This window comes from Streptomyces speibonae, from assembly GCF_984686075.1.
Genome location: NZ_OZ480260.1, coordinates 3,615,160 through 3,633,330, shown reverse-complemented (window position 1 = coordinate 3,633,330; position 18,171 = coordinate 3,615,160). Strand labels below are relative to the sequence as shown.

Here is an 18,171-nt window from a genome sequence, read left to right as displayed (position 1 = left end):
TCCGCCCCGGGCCGCTTGTCGCCCGACCGGCGAACGCGTGAGGCGCGCGAAAGGTTCACCCCCTTCATCGGACGGGGCGGCCCCGCGGTTCATTCCAAGGTGCCGTGTCTCAGCCCTCGGGCATCGGCGACGGCTGCGCCCCCGCCACCTGCCCGTAGTCGTTGTGCGTGCGGTACTGCTCGTCGAACCGGCCCGAGGCCCAGCGGTAGGTGATCACATCCTCGCCGGAGGGACTCGTCACCGGGTCGCCGCGGTCGTACACCTGCTTGGTCACCACCAGGTCCCCACGGTCGATCTCCGCGTACACGGGGGTGTCCTCGGAGGCGAAGACGTTCACGTACGCGCCATCCTGGTCGCGGTACACATACGAGCCGACGCCCACCGCGTCCCCGCAGGTCAGCACGTTGATCACGACGTCGTCGGAGGTTCCCCCGGTGAGGTTGCCGTAGCTCACGTCGACCGGGTACTCGTCGGCCACACACGGCTTGAGTTCCCGTTTGACCTCCACGGAGACGGCCGGGTCCGCCTTGAGCAGACGCACCGCGTTGACGTCGACCTCGTGCGGGGTCTGCGAGGGCGCGACCGGCGCGGCCGCGCTCGCCATCGAGTCCCCGTGCGCCGGGCCCTCGTCCCGGGTGCCGGTGCCGCCCGTCCCGCAACCGCCGGCGAACAGCACGACGGCGGCGACCACGGCCGTCGCCGTGGTCGCCGCCCTGGCGGTGGACCGGGTCCGTGCGGACCTCGGGCCGGTCAGGCCGCGCAACGCTCCTGCTCCTCACGCTCCAGCGCCCGTGCGTCCAGATCGCGTGCCTCCAGCTCCTCGCGGAGCCGGGCGAGCGCCCGGTGCAGCGTGCTCTTGACCGTTCCGGCCGACATGCCGAGGGCGGCGGCCGTCTCCTCCGTGGACATCTGCTCCCAGTGTCGCAGCACCACGACACTGCGTTGCTTCGGGGCGAGCACATTCATGACATCCATCAGCAGGGCCCGGTCGGCGTGCTGCTCGGTGGCGTCCTCCACACAGGGCTCCGGGAGCTGCTCGGTGGGCACCTCCTCGAGCTTGCGGGCCCGCCACCACTCCGTGCGCGTGTTGATCATCACGCGGCGCAGATAGGCGTCGGCCAGCCGCTTGTCCTCGATGGTCTCCCAGCGGCCGTACGTCCGGGCCAGCGCGGTCTGGAGCAGGTCCTGCGCGTCCACGGGGTCCGGGACCAGGCGGCGGGCGCTGCGCAGCAACGCGTCCTGCCGCGTGCGGACGTACTCCTCGAAATCGAGCACCTCGCCCTGCGCCATGGTGAACCGCCTCCCGATCCCCGTCCCGGCCGCCCGCGCGGACCGGTCGCACTGCCTGTGACCCTTGCTCGTCGTGCTCCTTGTCGAGCACGCGATTGAAGGTACGGAGGCGTTGTCACGGCGCTGTCCGCTGGAGCTTGCGGGCAGCCCTCGGCTGTCCGTCGGTTGTGTAACGGAAGAAGAAAGCGGGTAAAGCGGCTGCCCGACTGGGGTGGCCTTGACCGGTTATGGCCGATTGTGGGGCCGGGACAGGAGTGACGGGAGTGAACGGGAGCGGCCCAGGAGCGGTCCCGGAGCGGCCCTCGGGGTGGGGCTCGGGTGAGGGCTCGGCGGCTGCCCCGGATCAGGCCAGCGGCAGCCGGTACAGCCCTCCCTGCAAGGGCTCCACGAGTCCGTCGGCGACCAGACCGTCCAGCGCGCGGGCGCGCTGCACCGGTTCGTGCCACACCCGGTCCAGCGCGGTCTGCGGGACCGGCCCGGGTGCCTCCCGCAGCACGGCCAGCAGCCGCCCGCGGACCTGACGGTCCGTGCCCGCGTAGGTCTGACCCCGCCGGGGCGGGCCGTCGTGGGCCGGCTTGCCCGCGAGCCGCCAGGCGCACAGGGCGGCGATCGGGCAGCGGTGGCATGACTCGTTCTTCGCCGTGCACACCAGCGCGCCCAGCTCCATGGAGGCGGCGGCCCACCGCGCGGCGGTCGGGGCGTCCTCCGGCAGCAGGGTGCGGGCCAGCCGGCGCTCGGCCGCGGTGGTGGCGTTCGGCGGGTACTGCGTACCGGTCACCGCGCGGGCGAACACCCGGCGCACGTTGGTGTCCAGCACCGCGTGCCGCTGCCCGTACGCGAACGACGCCACCGCCGCGGCGGTGTACTCGCCGATGCCGGGCAGCGCCAGCAGCTGGGCGTGGTCCGACGGCACGTCGCCGCCGTGCCGTTCCGTTATGGCGACGGCGGCGCCGTGCAGGCGGAGCGCGCGGCGCGGGTAGCCGAGCCGGCCCCAGGCGCGGACGGCCTCGCCGGGCGCCTCCGCGGCGAGGCCGGCGGGGCGCGGCCAGCGGGCCAGCCACTGCTCGTAGACGGGCAGCACCCGGTTCACCGGGGTCTGCTGCAACATGAACTCACTGACCATCACTCCCCACGCGCCGGCCTCCGGGCGCCGCCACGGAAGGTCCCGGGCGTGCTCGTCGAACCAGTCGATGACAGGGGAGTGCAGCGGCTCACCGGGAGCACGCTCGGACGCGGAATCGGCGGGATGGCCGTACGGGGGCTTCGTGGGAGCAGTCATGGCCCCTCGATCCTGCCACGCCGGTCCCCACGTAAGGGGTGAGCGCCACGGCCCCAGCCCCAGGAGCACCCACACGAGCACGGTTCACCCCCCAACGCGCGAGAGATCCGCCCCGCCCCGCCCCTCCTCTCCTCTCCACCGACCGACTCGAGCCGCCCAGGCCCACACTCTCCACCCCCACCGCGGTCGGCCCCCCGGCTTCCGCTGCTCCCGCGGCCGGCCCCCCGGCTTCCGCCGCTCCCGCGGCCGGCCCCCCCCGCTTCCGCCACCCCCCAGCCAGCCCCCCGCTCCCGCCACCCCGCGGCCGGCCCTCCCGGCTCCCGCCACCTCCGCCACCAGCCGCTCCTGGGCTCCCGCCGCTTCCGCGGGCAGTCGCCTTGCTCTCGCCGCTTCCGCGGGCAGTCGCCTCCCCCAGTGCCTCAAGGGCCTGGGAGGTGCCCCCAGGGCGATGGGGGTCCCCCCGCTCATGGGGGTACCTCCCGCTCGAGCGAAGCCGAGAGTGGGGGAGAAGCCGAGAGTGGGGGAGGGTGGGCGCGATGGCGCCCCGTAAGCGCCGGGCTGCGCGAACACCCCCCCGGCCCGCACCAACACAGGTGCACCCGCCGTGCCGCCCCGCCCCGGGTTCGCCGGGCACTGTGGACGGCTGCGCCAACGGCCGCTCGGGAACAGGCGAGTTCTCCGGTCGCCGCGACACAGCCCGCCCCAAGGGAACGGCACAGCCGTGGCCAGAGGTGCAAGCGACGCGATCGCGAACGCGCGCACCATCCCCCGAAGTCCACGGTCACAGACTGTAGGTGAGCGCCCGAATCGGTCACACCCAGCGATCACCGGCTGCGGTACCGGACGCAAGTCAGGCTGACTGGCCGGTTTCCGGGATGATGATCCTGAAAAGTTGTCGCCCAGAGCGGCGGGTGGGGCAAGCTAACGCGCCGATCTCTCGTAAGGTTTGCGCCGTGGGATCTCTGCGCAATCCGGTCGGGCCGCTTCCCTCCTCCATCTACTGGCGACGGAGGGCCGTACTGCTGTCCGTGCTGGCCCTGTTGGCGTTGTTGGCCACCTGGATCGTCGTCTCCGGCGGCGGGGGCGGGGACGACCGCGACACGGGTGCCAACGGCAAGAATCCCGCGCCGTCCATCACGCCGGGACCGTCGAGTTCCGGACCGGCGATCAGCCAGGCGCCCGGTGGACGGGACGAGTCGGGCGGCGGCGGGTCCGACGACAGCGAGGGCTCCGGCGGTTCCGGCGGTTCGTCGTCCGGCTCGGGCGACGACGGCGCCAACGGCGACCCGGACGGCTCCGGCGGCGCCGGGGGCGCGGGGGGCAGCGCCGGCGGTGGTTCCGAGGGCGGTACGTCGGCCGGGGTCGGCGCGGGCGACGCGCTGCCGGCCGGATCCGGCTCAGGCCTGCCCAACTGCTCCGCGAACGCCGTCGAGTTGAGTCTGCGCAGTACCCGCAACTCCTACGACCCGGGTCAGACGCCCACGTTCCTGCTTACCGCGCGCAACACCTCCGCCGGCGACTGCAAGATCGATCTCGGCCCTGAGAACGCGGTGCTGACGGTCGCTCAGGCCAGCGACGACGACCCGTTCTGGGCGTCGGACGACTGCCCGAAGGGGGCGCGGAGCCTGGTGTTCCGGGTCCCGGCCGGGGACAGCATCACCTACTCCGTGAAGTGGGACCGCAAGGCGAGCGCGCCGGAGTGCGCGACGCCGAAGGCGGGGTCGGCGAAGCCGGGGACGTACCTGGTGGAGGCGAAGGCACCGGGGTTCGAGAAGGCGCGGACGTCCTTCGTGCTGAAGGCGGACTGACGTACCGCTCGAAGCTCAGACGTACCGCTCGAGGATCGAGCTCTCCGCCAGCCGCGACAGACCCTCGCGCACGCTCCGCGCGCGGGCCTCGCCGACGCCGTCCACCGTCTGGAGATCGTCCACGCTGGCGGCGAGCAGCTTCTGCAGACCGCCGAAGTGCTCCACCAGACGGTCGATGATCGCGCCGGGCAGCCTCGGCACCTTCGCCAGCAGCCGGAAGCCGCGCGGCGACACCGCCGAGTCCAGGGTCTCCGGCGAACCGGTGTAGCCGAGCGCACGGGCCACGGTCGACAGCTCCAGCAGCTCCGCGTGCGTGAGCACGTTCAGCTCGTGCAGGGCCTCCTCGACCGTGCGGGCGCGCTTGGCGGTGGGCTCGGGCACGTAATCCCGCACCACCAGTTCGCGCTCCGGCTCCACGCCCGCGATCAACTCGTCGAGCTGGAGGGCGAGGAGACGACCGTCGGTGCCCAGTTCGACCACGTACTCAGCGATTTCGGTGGCGATGCGGCGTACCATCTCCAGCCGCTGCGCGACCGCCGACACGTCCCGGACGGTCACCAGGTCCTCGATCTCCAGTGCCGACAGCGTTCCGGCGACCTCGTCGAGGCGGAGCTTGTAGCGCTCAAGGGTGGCCAGCGCCTGGTTGGCGCGGGACAGGATCGCCGCCGAGTCCTCCAGGACCCGCCGGTGGCCGTCGACGTACAGCGCGATCAGGCGCATCGACTGGGACACCGAGACGACGGGGAAGCCGACCTGCTTGGAGACGCGGTCGGCGGTGCGGTGCCGGGTGCCGGTCTCCTCGGTGGGGATGGTGGGGTCCGGCACCAACTGGACGCCCGCCCGCAGAATCTTCGACAGGTCGGACGACAGCACGATGCCGCCGTCCAGCTTGCACAGCTCCCGCAGCCGGGTCGCGGTGAACTCGACGTCCAGCACGAAGCCGCCGCTGCACAGCGTCTCGACGGTCTTGTCGGAACCGAGCACGATGAGACCGCCGGTGTTGCCGCGCAGTACGCGCTCCAAGCCGTCACGCAGGGCGGTGCCGGGTGCCACGGCGCTCAGCGAGGCGCGCATCAGGCCATCGGAACCGGCACTCCCACCGGACTTTCCGGGAGCTGCTGCCCGGTCGTTGGCTGCCACTGCACTCCTCCGGTCGCAGGTTCTGGGGCGCCCCCGCTTCGCGCACTCGGTTCGTACGGACGGGCGAGACCTGGGCAAAGTCTACCGGCGGTCCTCCGTCTCCCGCGGGGCCTCTCGGCGACGCGAGCGCGGAAGCACGCGCAGAGCGTCCCCTATGTCCGCTACCTCCAGCACCTTCATTCCCGCCGGAACCTTGCCCGGATCGCCCGGAACCAGCGCGTGTGTGAAGCCCAGACGGTGGGCCTCGGCGAGCCTGCGCTGGACGCCCGTGACGCGTCTCACCTCGCCCGCGAGGCCGACCTCGCCGATCGCGACCAGGTTCTTCGGCAGCGGGGTGTCGCTCGCCGCCGACGCCAGCGCCAGCGCGACGGCCAGGTCGGCGGCCGGCTCGGAGAGCTTCACCCCGCCGACCGTCGCCGAGTAGATGTCCCGCTTGCCCAAGGCGCTGATCCGGCCGCGCTGTTCCAGCACCGCCAGCATCATCGACACCCGAGAGGTCTCCAGGCCGGACGTGGTGCGCCGGGGGGAGGGGATCTGCGAGTCGACGGTGAGCGCCTGTACTTCGGCGACCAGAGGGCGGCGGCCCTCCAGCGTGACGGTCAGACACGTGCCCGGGACCGGTTCGTCACGACGGGTCAGGAAAAGTCCGCTGGGGTCCGCGAGACCCGTGATGCCCTCGTCGTGCAGCTCGAAGCAGCCGACCTCGTCCGTGGTGCCGTAGCGGTTCTTGACGCCGCGCACCAGGCGCAGCCGCGCGTGGCGGTCGCCCTCGAAGTGCAGGACGACATCCACCAGGTGCTCCAGCAGGCGCGGTCCGGCGATCGCGCCGTCCTTGGTGACATGTCCCACAAGGAGCGTGGACATCCCGCGCTCCTTGGAGGCGCGGATCAGCGCGCCCGCCACCTCGCGGACCTGGGCCATGCCGCCCGGGGCGCCGTCGATCTCCGGGGACGCGACCGTCTGCACCGAGTCCATGATCAGCAGGGACGGCTTCACCGCGTCCAAGTGGCCGAGGACGGCGGCCAGATCCGTCTCGGCGGCGAGATACAGGTGGTCGTCGATGGCGTGGATGCGGTCGGCGCGCAGCCGGACCTGACTCGCCGACTCCTCACCCGTCACGTACAGCGTGCGGTGCTCCTCGCTCGCCGACTTGGCCGCGACGTCCAGCAGGAGCGTGGACTTGCCCACACCCGGCTCGCCCGCCACGAGCACCACGGCCCCGGGCACGAGCCCGCCGCCGAGCACCCGGTCCAGCTCGGGCACGCCGGTGGACCGGGCGGTGGCCTGACGGCCGTCGACCTGGCCGATGGGCAGGGCGGAGGTGGTGACCCGGCCGGGCGCCGTCGTACGGACCGCGGGCGCGCCGTACTCCTCGACCGTCCCCCATGCCTGGCACTCGGGGCAGCGGCCGAGCCACTTGGCCGTCTGCCAGCCGCATTCCGTGCAGCGGAAGGACGGGCGGTCCTTGGTGGTCTTCGTACGGGCAGCCATGCGGAAAAGGTAGCGGCAGCCTCTGACAGCGGGGCATCCCGCACCCTCGTTCCGCCGGGCCGGGCGGCGCGGCTGCGGGCGCGGTCGCGGCGCGGCTCACGTGCGGTGAAAGGTTCCTGTCCCCGATTGAGGGATCGTTTCACCCGTACGGATTAAAAGTGCGCAGGGCTCCGGAAGGGGCCGCCCCGGGCCCCCTACGGTCGCCGGATGACAAGCAGTGGCGCGCACACCTCGACCCGCACGACCGGAACCCGCCGGGCGCACCGGGAAGTACGCGACCGCGGCGCCGCACGCACCCTGGCCGAGCGGCCCGCCCCCGGCTACGAGGCCCATCTGGACGGCCTGTTCACCTACTGCCTGTCCGTGCTGTGCGACCACGACGCGGCGATCGCCGCCCTGGCCGACGTGCTCGCGCTCGCCGAGCGCCGTGGCCGGCACGTCCCGGAGGAGCTGGGAAGCCGCCGGGCCTGGCTGTACGCCCTGGCCCGCTGGGCGTGTCTGCGCCGGCTGGCGGAGTCCAGGCAGCGGGGCCAGGCCACGCACGGCGGACGCCGCGCGGGCCGCCGCGCGGGCCGCCGGCGGGAGGCCGGGACGCCCGCCGCCCCGGCCGTCTCCGAGGAGGTGCGGGAGCGGCGCCGCCGGGAACTGGCCGAGCTGGCGTGGCCGGAGGCCGCCGGCACCACCCCGGAGCAGCGCGAGGCGCTCGAACTCGCCGTGCGCCACGACCTCGCCGCCCATGAGGTCGCCTCCGTGCTCGGCAGGGAACCGGCCGCCGCGCGTGAGCTGCTCGCCACCGCGGCCTGCGAGGTGGAACGCACCCGCGCGGCGCTCGCCGTCGTCGAGACCGGCACCTGTCCGGGCGTGGCGCATCTCACCGGCGACCGGCGGCTGGTGCTCAGCACGACCCTGCGCCGCGAACTCGTCCGGCACGTCGACGACTGCCCGCGCTGCCGCCGCACCGCCGAGCGGGCCGTTCCGGGCCGCTGGCCCGGCACCAGCGTCACCCCGGACGCCCTGCCCGTCCTGCCGGTGCCTGCAGCGGCCCTGCGCACCGCCATCGCGCATCACCCACGCGCGCGCGGTGCCGCGCCCCGCTTCGACCGGCGCGGCTTCCCCGTGGACCCCAAGGACCGTGTCGCGCGCCGGAACCGGCTCCGCGCGCGTGTCATGACGACGACCGTCGTCGCCACCGTCGTCGCCGCGCCCGTGCTCGCGCTGTGGGCCGCCTACCGGGGCACGCCGGTCGGGGAGGCCCAGGACGGCCGTTCGGCCTCCGCGCGGGAGGACGGCGGCACCGTCGACCTCGACGGCGAGGAGGCGGGCGCCGGCTACGAGAACACGGGCAACGCGGGCACCCGCCCGAGCCCCCGCTTCGACGAGGACGGCGGGGCGGACGTGTCCGTGGAGGTCGTCGGCACCGGCGGCGCGGGACACAGGGGCGCGGCCACACTGGCCGTCACGGCCGGACACAGGGGCGACACGACGCTGATCACCCTGACGGCGACGGGCGCCCGGCCGGTCCACTGGTCGGCCGCGACGGAGGCGTCCTGGCTCTACCTGAGCGAGTCGTCGGGAACCCTCGCCCCCGGCGAGTCGGTGACCGTCCGGGTCTACGTCGACCAGCTGCGCGAGCCGTCCGGCCCCTGGCGCGCGACGGTGGCGATCTCCCCGGCGGGTTCGGCCGTGACCATCGACGGTTACGGCCCCGCCCCTTCGGTCCCCGCCTCGCCCTCCGGCCACCCCGGCGCCCCGGGCACCGCGCATCCGGGCACCCCGAGCGCCCCTCCCGCGTCGTCACCCGCCCCTGACCCCACCCCCACGACCCCGCCGCCGTCGGAGCCCGCACCGAGCGACCCGCCCCCCTCACCCACCCCGGAGCCCACCACCGACGGCCCCACCCCCACCGGCCCGACCCCCAGCACCCCGGTGACCCCCACCCCGGAAACCTCCGAAACACCCCCACCCGCGGAGTAGGCCCTCAGCCGGGCCGGTCGGTTGGGGAGCGGGCCGCGCCCTGGCAGCTCGGTGCCGGACCCCCGAGGGGCCGTGGGCCGACGCGGACTGCCCCGCCCCGCGCACCGCCGTATCGGGACGGCCTCGCGTCGGGATCCCGGGGTCCGGATGCGCGGGCGGCATCAGGCGCTTCTGTGCCGGCCGGTCGGCGTGGGGGGAGCGGGGCCGCGCTCCTTGCGGCTGGTGCCGGAGGTCCGCACGGCCGGTTCCCGGCGTTCCACAGCGCCAGGAGCCGTCGAACGCCCCGCGTCGGGATCCCGGGGTCCGGATGCGCGGGCGGCATCAGGCGCTTCTGTGTCGGCCGGTCGGCGTGGGGGGAGCGGGGCCGCGCTCCTTGCGGCTGGTGCCGGAGGTCCGCACGGCCGGTTCCCGGCGTTCCACAGCGCCAGGAGCCGTTGAACGCCTCGCGTCGGGATCCCGGGGTCCGGATGCGCGGGCGGCATCAGGCGCTTCTGTGTCGGCCGGTCGGCGTGGGGGGAGCGGGGCCGCGCTCCTTGCGGCTGGTGCCGGAGGTCCGCACGGCCGGTTCCCGGCGTTCCAGAGCGCCAGGAGCCGTCGAACGCCCCGCGTCAGGCACCCGCGTCGGACGCTCGGCGTCGCGCCGCGTCGGGCTCGGGTGTCAGGGGCACCCCGTCCCTCGGACGGGTCGGCGTCAGGCGTCGCGCCGGAGGGTTCGGCGTCATGTGCCCTTACCGCAAGCACAGGCGCTATGCGCCCCCGTGCCAGGTGCCCCCGGCGGGCCGGGGCGTGAGCGGCGGCGTGGCTTTCGCCGTGCGGGTGCCGCGGCTGCCGCAGAAGGGACACCCCGGCCCCTGCACGCGGCGGCGTCCGCGCGGCGCTGTCACCGGCCCGCGCCGCGTGCCGTCCGCCCCGCGTCAGGCGCCCGGCCGGCCCGCCGCATCCGCCTGGTCCGCCGGACCCGCCGAATCCGCCTGCCTCGCCGGATCCGCCGGATGCGGTGCCAGCAGGGGCAGTTGGGACGCCAGGCGTTCCTCGCACAGTTCCGCCAGGCGGTCGTAGCCCGCCTTGCCCATCAGTTCGGTCAGTTCCGCGCGGTAGGAGACGTACACCGGGTCCCCGGCGCCGTGGGCCGAGGTGGCCGACGTGCACCACCAGTGCAGGTCGTGGCCGCCCGGGCCCCAGCCGCGACGGTCGTACTCACCGATCGACACCTGCAGCACGCGTGTGTCGTCCGGCCGGTCGATCCAGTCGTAGGTCCGCCGGATGGGCAGCTGCCAGCACACGTCCGGCTTGGTCTCCAGCGGCTCGCGGCCCTCCTTGAGGGCGAGGATGTGCAGCGAGCACCCCATGCCGCCCACGAACCCCGGCCGGTTCTGGAAGATGCACGAGCCCTGGAACGGCCGCGTCTGACGCTCACCGTCCTCGTCCTCCGCGACCCAGCCGCCCCGCCGGCCCTCGTCGTGGTGCTGCCAGATGTCGGGCGTGAGTCTCGCCACATGTTCGGCGACCCGCTTCTCGTCGTCCTCGTCCGAGAAGTGGGCACCCAGGGTGCAGCACCCGTCGTCCGCGCGGCCGGCCTGGATGCCCTGGCAGCCGCTGCCGAAGATGCAGTTCCAACGAGAGGTCAGCCATGTCAGATCGCAGCGGAAGACCTGCTCGTTGTCCGCCGGATCAGGAAATTCCACCCATGCGCGAGCGAAATCGAGGCTCTTCTCGTCGTCCGCCGGCGCCTGCCCCGGCAACTGCGGTGCTGTCACTCGCGAAGAGGAATCCGCGACCAGTCCGGCCTTCTTGTCCCGCTTGGCCTTCTTGTCCGCCTTTTCGTCCTTCGCCTTTTTCGTCTTTGGCACCCGACCAGGGTAAGCCGCCCGCACCGGGGAACGGGACCGGCTCGGCCACCGCAGACCGGCCAACACGGCGCGCTGCGGGCAGTAGCGTTCTGTACATGAGACTCGGAGTCCTCGACGTGGGTTCGAACACCGTGCATCTGCTCGTGGTGGACGCGCACCCCGGCGCGCGCCCGCTGCCCGCCCACTCGCACAAGACCGAGCTGCGCCTCGCCCAGCTCCTCGACGACGGCGGAGCCATCGGCCCCGACGGGGTGGACCAGCTGATCGAGGTCGTCCACGAGGCGCTCCAGGCCGCGGAGGACAAGGGCGTCGAGGAACTGCTGCCGTTCGCCACCTCCGCCGTGCGCGAGGCGGGCAACGCCGACGACGTCCTCGCGCGCGTGCGCGAGGAGACCGGCGTCGAGCTCCAGGTGCTCAGCGGCGAGGAGGAGGCCCGGCACACCTTCCTCGCCGCCCGCCGCTGGTACGGCTGGTCGGCCGGGAAACTCCTCGTCATCGACATCGGCGGCGGCTCCCTGGAGATCGCCTACGGCCTCGACGAGGAGCCCGACACCGCGGTGTCGCTGCCGCTCGGCGCCGGCCGCCTCACCGCCGGCTGGCTGCCCGGCGACCCGCCCGAGCCGGACGACGTCCGCGCGCTGCGCCGCCATGTGCGCACCGAGATCGCCCGCACGGTGGGTGACTTCAGCCGCCTGGGCGCCCCCGACCACGTGGTGGCCACGTCCAAGACGTTCAAGCAGCTCGCCCGGCTCGCGGGCGCGGCCCGCTCCGCCGAGGGCCTCTACGTCCAGCGCGAGCTGAAACGGGAGTCCCTGGAGGCCTGGGTGCCCAGGCTCGCCGCCATGACCGCCTCCGAGCGCGCCGAGCTCCCCGGCGTCTCCGAGGCCCGCGCGGGGCAGCTGCTCGCCGGGGCCCTGGTCGCGGAAGGCGCGATGGACCTGTTCGGCATCGAACGCCTGGAGATCTGCCCCTGGGCCCTGAGGGAGGGCGTCATCCTCCGCCGCCTGGACCACATGGGTCAGGTGTAGCGCGGCACGCGCCTATGGCACTCACCACAACGGCCAGCGGGCACCCCGCATCCACCCGACCCCACCCCGTAACCTGAGGCTCGTGGCAGAACCAAGGGACGTAGTCCGCATCCCGGATGCGAAGGTCGCCCTGTCGACGGCCTCCGTCTACCCGGAGTCGACGGCGACGGCCTTCGAGATCGCCGCGCGCCTCGGGTACGACGGCGTCGAGGTCATGGTGTGGACCGATCCGGTCAGCCAGGACATCGAGGCACTGCGCAGACTCAGCGACTACCACCGCATCCCCATCCTGGCCATCCACGCGCCCTGCCTGCTCATCACGCAGCGCGTGTGGTCCACCGACCCCTGGACCAAGCTCCAGCGGGCCCAGGCGGCCGCCGAGAAGCTCGGCGCCGGCACGGTCGTCGTCCATCCCCCCTTCCGCTGGCAGCGGCAGTACGCCCGCGACTTCGTGGAGGGCATCTGGCGGATGGCCGGCGAGACGGACGTGCGGTTCGCCGTGGAGAACATGTACCCCTGGCGCTACCGCGACCGCGAGATGCTCGCCTACGCCCCCGACTGGGACGTCACCAAGGAGGACTACCGCCACTTCACGATCGACCTCAGCCACGCCTCGACCGCCCGCACCGACACCCTGCGGATGATCGACCGCATGGGCGACCGTCTCGGCCATGTGCACCTCGCCGACGGCAAGGGCTCGGCCAAGGACGAGCACCTCGTCCCCGGCCGCGGCGACCAGCCCTGCGCGGAGGTGCTGGGAAGCCTCGCGTCGAACGGCTTCGACGGCCATGTCGTCATCGAGGTCAACACGCGGCGGGCCATGTCGAGCGCGGAGCGGGAGGCCGATCTGGCCGAGGCGCTGGCCTTCACGCGTCTCCACCTCGCCTCCGACTCCTCCACGATCCGGGTGCCCCGCCGGTGACCGGCCTCACCGCGAGCAACGGTCCGGGCGCCTCCGCGCGGGGCGACGGCACCACGCGGCGCCGCGGCCGCCCGCCTCGTACGGAAGCGGCCGGCACCCGGGACCGCATCCTCGACGCGGCCCGCGAGGAGTTCTCCGCGCGGGGGTACGACAAGACGTCCGTGCGGGGGATCGCCAAGTCGGCCGGGGTCGACCCGGCGCTGGTGCACCACTACTTCGGCACCAAGGAGCAGGTGTTCGAGGCCGCCGTCGAGGTCGCCTTCGCTCCGGCGCTCGCCGTGCGGGACACGATCTCCGAGGGCCCGGTGGAGGAGATCGGCGAGCAGATGACCCGCCTGATCATCGGGCTCTGGGAGAACCCCGTCACCCGGTCCCCGCTGCTCGCGATCGTCCGCTCCGCCGTGAACAACGAGACGGCCGCCGCGGTCTTCCGCCGCCTGATCGCCGGCCAGCTGCTGCGCCGCGTCGCCGGCCGGATCGACGCGGCGGACGCGGAGCTGCGCGCCGAACTGGCCGCCGCCCAGCTGGTCGGCATCGTGATGATCCGCTACGTGATCAAGGTGGAGCCGCTGGCCTCGGTGAACCCCGAGGAGATCGTGCGCCGCGTGGCGCCCGTGGTGCAGGGCCACCTGACCGGCCGCTGACGCCGTCCGGGTGGGAACCGCCCCCGCGTGGCGCTGCCTTGCCGGGCGGCACTGAGACATTCGTCCCGTATTCCGGACACCTTGTCCCGCCCTCTGGATGACCGGCGTACGCTCGATGCCGTCAGAACTCTCCGAAGGAGCGAGCGACGATGCCCGATCTGAGGTCCCGCACAGTCACCCACGGCCGCAACATGGCGGGCGCCCGCGCCCTTATGCGCGCCTCCGGTGTACCGGGCGCGGACATCGGCCGCAAGCCGATCATCGCGATCGCCAACAGCTTCACCGAGTTCGTCCCCGGACACACCCACCTCGCCCCGGTCGGCCGGATCGTCAGTGAGGCGGTGACGGCGGCCGGCGGCATCCCGCGCGAGTTCAACACCATCGCCGTCGACGACGGCATCGCGATGGGCCACGGCGGCATGCTGTACTCCCTGCCCTCCCGCGACCTGATCGCGGACAGCGTGGAGTACATGGTCGAGGCACACTGCGCGGACGCCCTGATCTGCATCTCCAACTGCGACAAGATCACGCCGGGGATGCTCAACGCGGCCCTGCGCCTGAACATCCCCACGGTCTTCGTCTCCGGCGGCCCGATGGAGTCCGGCCGCGCCACCCTGGTCGACGGCACGGTCCGCACGCTGGACCTGGTGGACGCCATGGTCGAGGCGGCCAACGACAAGATCTCCGACGCGGACGTGCTCCGCATCGAGGAGAACGCCTGCCCGACCTGCGGCTCCTGTTCCGGCATGTTCACCGCCAACTCGATGAACTGCCTCACCGAGGCCATCGGCCTCTCCCTGCCCGGCAACGGCTCGGTGCTGGCCACCCACACCGCCCGCAAGGCCCTCTACGAGGACGCCGCGCGCACGGTGCTCGAGCTGACCCGCCGCTACTACGAGCAGGACGACGACTCGGTCCTGCCCCGCAACATCGCCACACCGGCGGCCTTCGAGAACGCCATGGCGCTCGACATCGCGATGGGCGGCTCCACCAACACGATCCTGCACCTGCTGGCCGCCGCCCAGGAGGCCGACGTCTCCTTCGGCCTCACCGAGATGGACGCCCTCTCGCGCCGCGTCCCCTGCCTGGCCAAGGTCGCCCCGAACGTCGCCAAGGACCGCACGTACTACATGGAGGACGTGCACCGCGCGGGAGGCATCCCCGCCCTGCTGGGCGAGCTGCACCGCGCGGGGCTGCTCAACGAGGGCGTGCACTCCGTCCACAGCCCCTCGCTCGCCGACTGGCTGAAGACCTGGGACGTCCGCGGCGGCTCGCCCTCCCGGGAGGCGCTGGAGCTCTGGCACGCCGCCCCCGGCTGCGTGCGGTCGGCGGAGGCCTTCTCCCAGTCCGAGCGCTGGGAGTCCCTGGACGAGGACGCCGAGAGCGGCTGCATCCGCTCCGTCGAGCACGCCTACTCCAAGGACGGCGGCCTCGCGGTGCTGCGCGGCAACCTGGCGGTCGACGGCTGCGTCGTCAAGACGGCCGGCGTCGACGAGTCCATCTGGACCTTCGAGGGCCCGGCGGTCGTCTGCGAGTCGCAGGAGGAGGCCGTCGAGAAGATCCTCACCAAGCAGGTCAAGGAGGGCGACGTCGTCGTCATCCGCTACGAGGGCCCCAAGGGCGGCCCCGGCATGCAGGAGATGCTCTACCCGACGTCGTACCTGAAGAGCCGTGGCCTCGGGAAGGCCTGCGCGCTGGTCACCGACGGCCGCTTCTCCGGCGGCACCTCCGGCCTGTCCATCGGCCACGCCTCCCCGGAGGCGGCCTCGGGCGGCACCATCGCCCTGGTCGAGGACGGCGACCGCATCCGCATCGACATCCCCAACCGCTCCATCGAGCTGCTGGTCGACGAGGACGAGCTCAGCCGGCGCGAGCAGGCGCTGGGCGGCCGGTACGTGCCGAGGAACCGCGACCGCAAGGTCTCGGCGGCCCTGCGCGCGTACGCGGCGATGGCGACCAGCGCGGACAAGGGCGCGGTGCGGGACGTGAGCAAGCTGGGCTGACCGCCCGGTCCGCCCTCGCGGGCGCCCGTCGGATCACCAGGCGGCCGGGTCGCGCCCCGACACGCCGAACACGGTGCCGTCGGGCGCACCGGCGTAGACGTGGCCTCCCGCGAGCACGGGCGTCGGCAGCGACGCGGGAACGCGGTCGGAATCGGCGCCGAGACGCGGCCGGGTCTGGCCGAGGAGCTTGCCCTCGCGGGCGTCGACGCCCAGCAGCCGCCCGTCGGGCGCGGTCACATACACGTGTCGCCCGTCGGAGGCGGGCACCGAGCCCCGGCTCACACCCGTCTCCAGGCGCCACCGCTCGGTGCCGGCGGCCATGTCGACGGCGACCAGCGAACCGCCCGCACCCATGAGGTACACGGTGTCCCCGTGCACCCCGCTCTGCGCCTCCGCGACGGGCACCTCCAGCGTCACCCGGCGGGTGTCGCCGGTGGCGGGCGTGTAGCGGAGCACGGCCTTCGCGTCCCCGGACACATCGCCGCCGGCGACGAGGTACACGTCCCCGTCCGCGGCTCCCACGGGCGTCAGCGACCCCTCCAGCTCGGCGTCCCAGCGCACCTCACCGGTCGCCGGGTCCACCGCGGTGACCCGGGTCCGGCTCTCGTCCCGGGACGTGCTCGTCGTGTACGCCGACGGCTCCGCCGCCTTCACCGCCTGCCCCGCCGTACCGGTCTCCCCCGTCTCAGCCGTCTCCCCGGCGAAGGAGGTGAAGTACGGCACGCCATGGCCCGGGATCCGGGTGGACCAGCGGGTCTCGCCCGATGCGGCGTCCACGCCCGTGACCGTCCCGTCGCCGCGGGTCAGCAGGAGCATGTCGCCGACCGCCTCCAGCCCCTGGTACTCGGGCGCGTCCTTCCGCCACACCCGCTCGCCCGTGGCGGGGTCGAGCGCTTCCAGATCACCGATCCGGTCGAGGGAGGGGTGGACGAAGCCGCCCGCCACGACCGGCGGTTCACTGCGGACCGTCCCCTCCACCTCGTGCCGCCACAGGGTGCGGCCGTCGGCCGGGTCGAGGGCGAAGACCAGGCCGGGCAGGGCACACAGCAGCCCCTCGGTCATGGGGGTGCACTGGGGCATGCCGCCGCTGTCCGGGGCGGGCGCCGTCTCCCACGTGCCGTAGCGGCCCGCCGCGCTCTGCGCGGCAGGGGCCTTCCGCGCGGTTTCCGTGCCGCCGCCGAGCAGCTGAACCGCCGTGAACCCGCCGAGCACGGCGAGGCAGAGCGCCCCGGCCACCACGGCCGTCCGCAGGCCGAGCCGCCGCACGGGCCGCTCCCCGGCCGCCTCCACCGGGGACTTCGGTGCCTCCGCCGATGACTCCGGCTCCTTCGCCGCCTCCGAGGCAGCGGGCGTGCGCGGCGCCGGGACGAAGAGCTGCGTCTCGTACGCCGCGGACAGCGACCGCAGCTCCCGCATCAGCTCGTCCGGTGTCGGCCGGTCCCCGGGCTCCTTGGCCAGGCACCGCAGTACCAGTGGCGCGAGCGACTCCGGTACGCCCGTCAGATCGGGCTCGTTGTGCACCACTTGGTAGGCGACGACATAGGGGCTGTCGGAGTCGAACGGACCGCGTCCCGTCGTCGCGTGCACCACGAGTGAGCCGAGGGCGAACACATCGGCCTCGGGGCCCACTTCACGGGGTCTGCGGAACTGCTCGGGCGCCATGAACGGCGGCGTTCCGATCAGCTTCCCCGTCTCCGTGCGCAGTTCGCTGTCACGTGGCCGGGAAATGCCGAAGTCGATGACCTTCGGCCCGTCCTCGGCGAGCAGGACGTTGCTCGGTTTCAGGTCCCGGTGCACCACGCCCACGCGGTGGATGTCGCGCAGCGCCTCCGCCAGTCCGGCCATCAGCCGACGCGACTGGTCCGGGTCCATGGGGCCGTTCCGCTTCACCTGCTCGGAGAGGGTCGGACCGGGGATGTACAGGGTGGCCATCCAGGGCCGCACGCCCTCCGGGTCGGCGTCGACGACCGGCGCCGTGAACGCTCCGCTCACCCGCCGCGCCGCGGCCACCTCCTGCCGGAACCGCCCTCTGAACTCGGGGTCCCTGGCATACCGGGCGTGCACGACCTTCACCGCGACCCGCATCCCCGAGGGGCTGCGGGCCAGATGCACCACGCCCATGCCGCCCGAGCCCAGGCATGACTCCAGACGGTAGTGGCCGGCGTACTCAGGAAGTTCCGCTTCCGCGCCCGCCCCGGCGTTCCGCTGCGGCGCCATGGAACCACCCCCGTGCTGTCGTTCACGCGCGCGATCGTTCGGAGCCTAGTCGATGAGGTGTACGGGACCGAGGGGGCTTGCCCGTAAGTACGTGTGATCGGAGAACTCGTGTTTCATGGCTTGTTCCAGGGGAATGACTGTGGCCCCACGACGGTCGTGGGACGAAAAACGGGGGAGGTTTCCCATGTCTGTCGACGGGACGCAGGAGATGGCGGGCGGGGACGAGAAGGTGACCACGGCCGCCGCCGCGGCTTCCTACCCGGTGGCTCCGGGCTACCGGCTCAACGTCCGCAGCGGTCCCGGCACCAACTACTCCGTCGTGCGGGTCCTGTCCGAGGGCGCCAGGGTGCGGATCAACTGCCAGACGACCGGCACCCGGGTGTCGGGCCCGTACGGCACGTCGAACATCTGGGACAACATCGGCAGCGGCCAGTACGTCTCCGACGCGTACATCTACACCGGCAGCGACGGCTACGTCGCCCCGCGCTGCTAGAGGGACCGCCACCGTGGTGCCCGCCGCGGGCC

14 protein-coding genes are annotated in these 18,171 nt (G+C 73.3%); 7 read left to right on the top strand and 7 right to left on the bottom strand.

Annotated features, from left to right (window positions below; genetic code table 11):
- Positions 1-109: 109 nt before the first annotated feature.
- The 3 genes from AC5L3C_RS16330 to AC5L3C_RS16320 all read right to left on the bottom strand — a co-directional run bounded on the left by AC5L3C_RS16330 (position 110) and on the right by AC5L3C_RS16320 (position 2,569).
- Positions 110-763, bottom strand: a complete 654-nt coding sequence (locus AC5L3C_RS16330; RefSeq protein ID WP_493649629.1) for a hypothetical protein — start codon at positions 761-763, stop codon at positions 110-112.
- Positions 751-1,290 (bottom strand): SigE family RNA polymerase sigma factor, encoded by a 540-nt coding sequence (locus AC5L3C_RS16325; RefSeq protein WP_125504976.1) that lies wholly within the window; start codon positions 1,288-1,290, stop codon positions 751-753. Before AC5L3C_RS16325 ends, AC5L3C_RS16330 begins: the two co-directional genes overlap by 13 nt.
- 343 nt (positions 1,291-1,633) lie before the next feature.
- Complete coding sequence (locus tag AC5L3C_RS16320) at positions 1,634-2,569, bottom strand: HhH-GPD family protein (RefSeq protein ID WP_493649628.1); 936 nt, start codon at positions 2,567-2,569, stop codon at positions 1,634-1,636.
- A gap of 953 nt (positions 2,570-3,522) precedes the next feature.
- On the opposite strand from AC5L3C_RS16320, the gene AC5L3C_RS16315 reads away from it, so the two are divergent.
- Complete coding sequence (locus AC5L3C_RS16315; protein ID WP_493649627.1) at positions 3,523-4,377, top strand: hypothetical protein; 855 nt, start codon at positions 3,523-3,525, stop codon at positions 4,375-4,377.
- A gap of 15 nt (positions 4,378-4,392) precedes the next feature.
- On the opposite strand, the gene disA is transcribed toward AC5L3C_RS16315, so the two are convergent.
- Both disA and radA read right to left on the bottom strand, forming a co-directional pair.
- Positions 4,393-5,517 carry a DNA integrity scanning diadenylate cyclase DisA gene (gene disA, locus AC5L3C_RS16310; protein ID WP_493649626.1) on the bottom strand — a complete coding sequence of 375 codons (1,125 nt, stop codon included), beginning with the start codon at positions 5,515-5,517 and terminating at the stop codon, positions 4,393-4,395.
- 81 nt (positions 5,518-5,598) lie between these two features.
- Positions 5,599-7,008, bottom strand: a complete 1,410-nt coding sequence (gene radA, locus AC5L3C_RS16305; RefSeq protein ID WP_493649625.1) for a DNA repair protein RadA — start codon at positions 7,006-7,008, stop codon at positions 5,599-5,601.
- Positions 7,009-7,215: 207 nt separating this feature from the next.
- On the opposite strand from radA, the gene AC5L3C_RS16300 reads away from it, so the two are divergent.
- The gene (locus AC5L3C_RS16300) at positions 7,216-8,982 is read left to right on the top strand and encodes a BACON domain-containing protein (RefSeq protein WP_493649624.1); all 1,767 of its coding nucleotides are present in this window, start codon (positions 7,216-7,218) and stop codon (positions 8,980-8,982) included.
- 914 nt (positions 8,983-9,896) lie between these two features.
- Here AC5L3C_RS16300 and AC5L3C_RS16295 read toward each other — a convergent pair.
- A complete protein-coding gene (locus tag AC5L3C_RS16295) occupies positions 9,897-10,832 on the bottom strand; it encodes a DUF3109 family protein (protein ID WP_493649623.1) in 936 nt (311 codons plus the stop codon).
- Between the two features lie 95 nt (positions 10,833-10,927).
- Between AC5L3C_RS16295 and AC5L3C_RS16290 the strand changes: the two genes are divergently transcribed.
- The 4 genes from AC5L3C_RS16290 (at position 10,928) to ilvD (ending at position 15,429) form a co-directional block, all read left to right on the top strand.
- Positions 10,928-11,860, top strand: coding sequence for a Ppx/GppA family phosphatase (locus AC5L3C_RS16290; protein ID WP_493649622.1), 933 nt, complete (start codon positions 10,928-10,930; stop codon positions 11,858-11,860).
- 82 nt (positions 11,861-11,942) lie between these two features.
- Positions 11,943-12,782, top strand: coding sequence for a sugar phosphate isomerase/epimerase family protein (locus AC5L3C_RS16285; RefSeq protein ID WP_493649621.1), 840 nt, complete (start codon positions 11,943-11,945; stop codon positions 12,780-12,782).
- A complete protein-coding gene (locus AC5L3C_RS16280; protein WP_493649620.1) occupies positions 12,779-13,426 on the top strand; it encodes a TetR/AcrR family transcriptional regulator in 648 nt (215 codons plus the stop codon). Before AC5L3C_RS16285 ends, AC5L3C_RS16280 begins: the two co-directional genes overlap by 4 nt.
- A 149-nt stretch (positions 13,427-13,575) precedes the next feature.
- Positions 13,576-15,429 (top strand): dihydroxy-acid dehydratase, encoded by a 1,854-nt coding sequence (gene ilvD, locus AC5L3C_RS16275; RefSeq protein WP_493649619.1) that lies wholly within the window; start codon positions 13,576-13,578, stop codon positions 15,427-15,429.
- A 33-nt stretch (positions 15,430-15,462) separates the two neighbouring features.
- On the opposite strand, the gene AC5L3C_RS16270 is transcribed toward ilvD, so the two are convergent.
- The gene (locus tag AC5L3C_RS16270; RefSeq protein ID WP_493649618.1) at positions 15,463-17,646 is read right to left on the bottom strand and encodes a serine/threonine-protein kinase; all 2,184 of its coding nucleotides are present in this window, start codon (positions 17,644-17,646) and stop codon (positions 15,463-15,465) included.
- Between the two features lie 184 nt (positions 17,647-17,830).
- Between AC5L3C_RS16270 and AC5L3C_RS16265 the strand changes: the two genes are divergently transcribed.
- Positions 17,831-18,139, top strand: coding sequence for an SH3 domain-containing protein (locus AC5L3C_RS16265; protein ID WP_493649617.1), 309 nt, complete (start codon positions 17,831-17,833; stop codon positions 18,137-18,139).
- Positions 18,140-18,171: the final 32 nt, after the last annotated feature.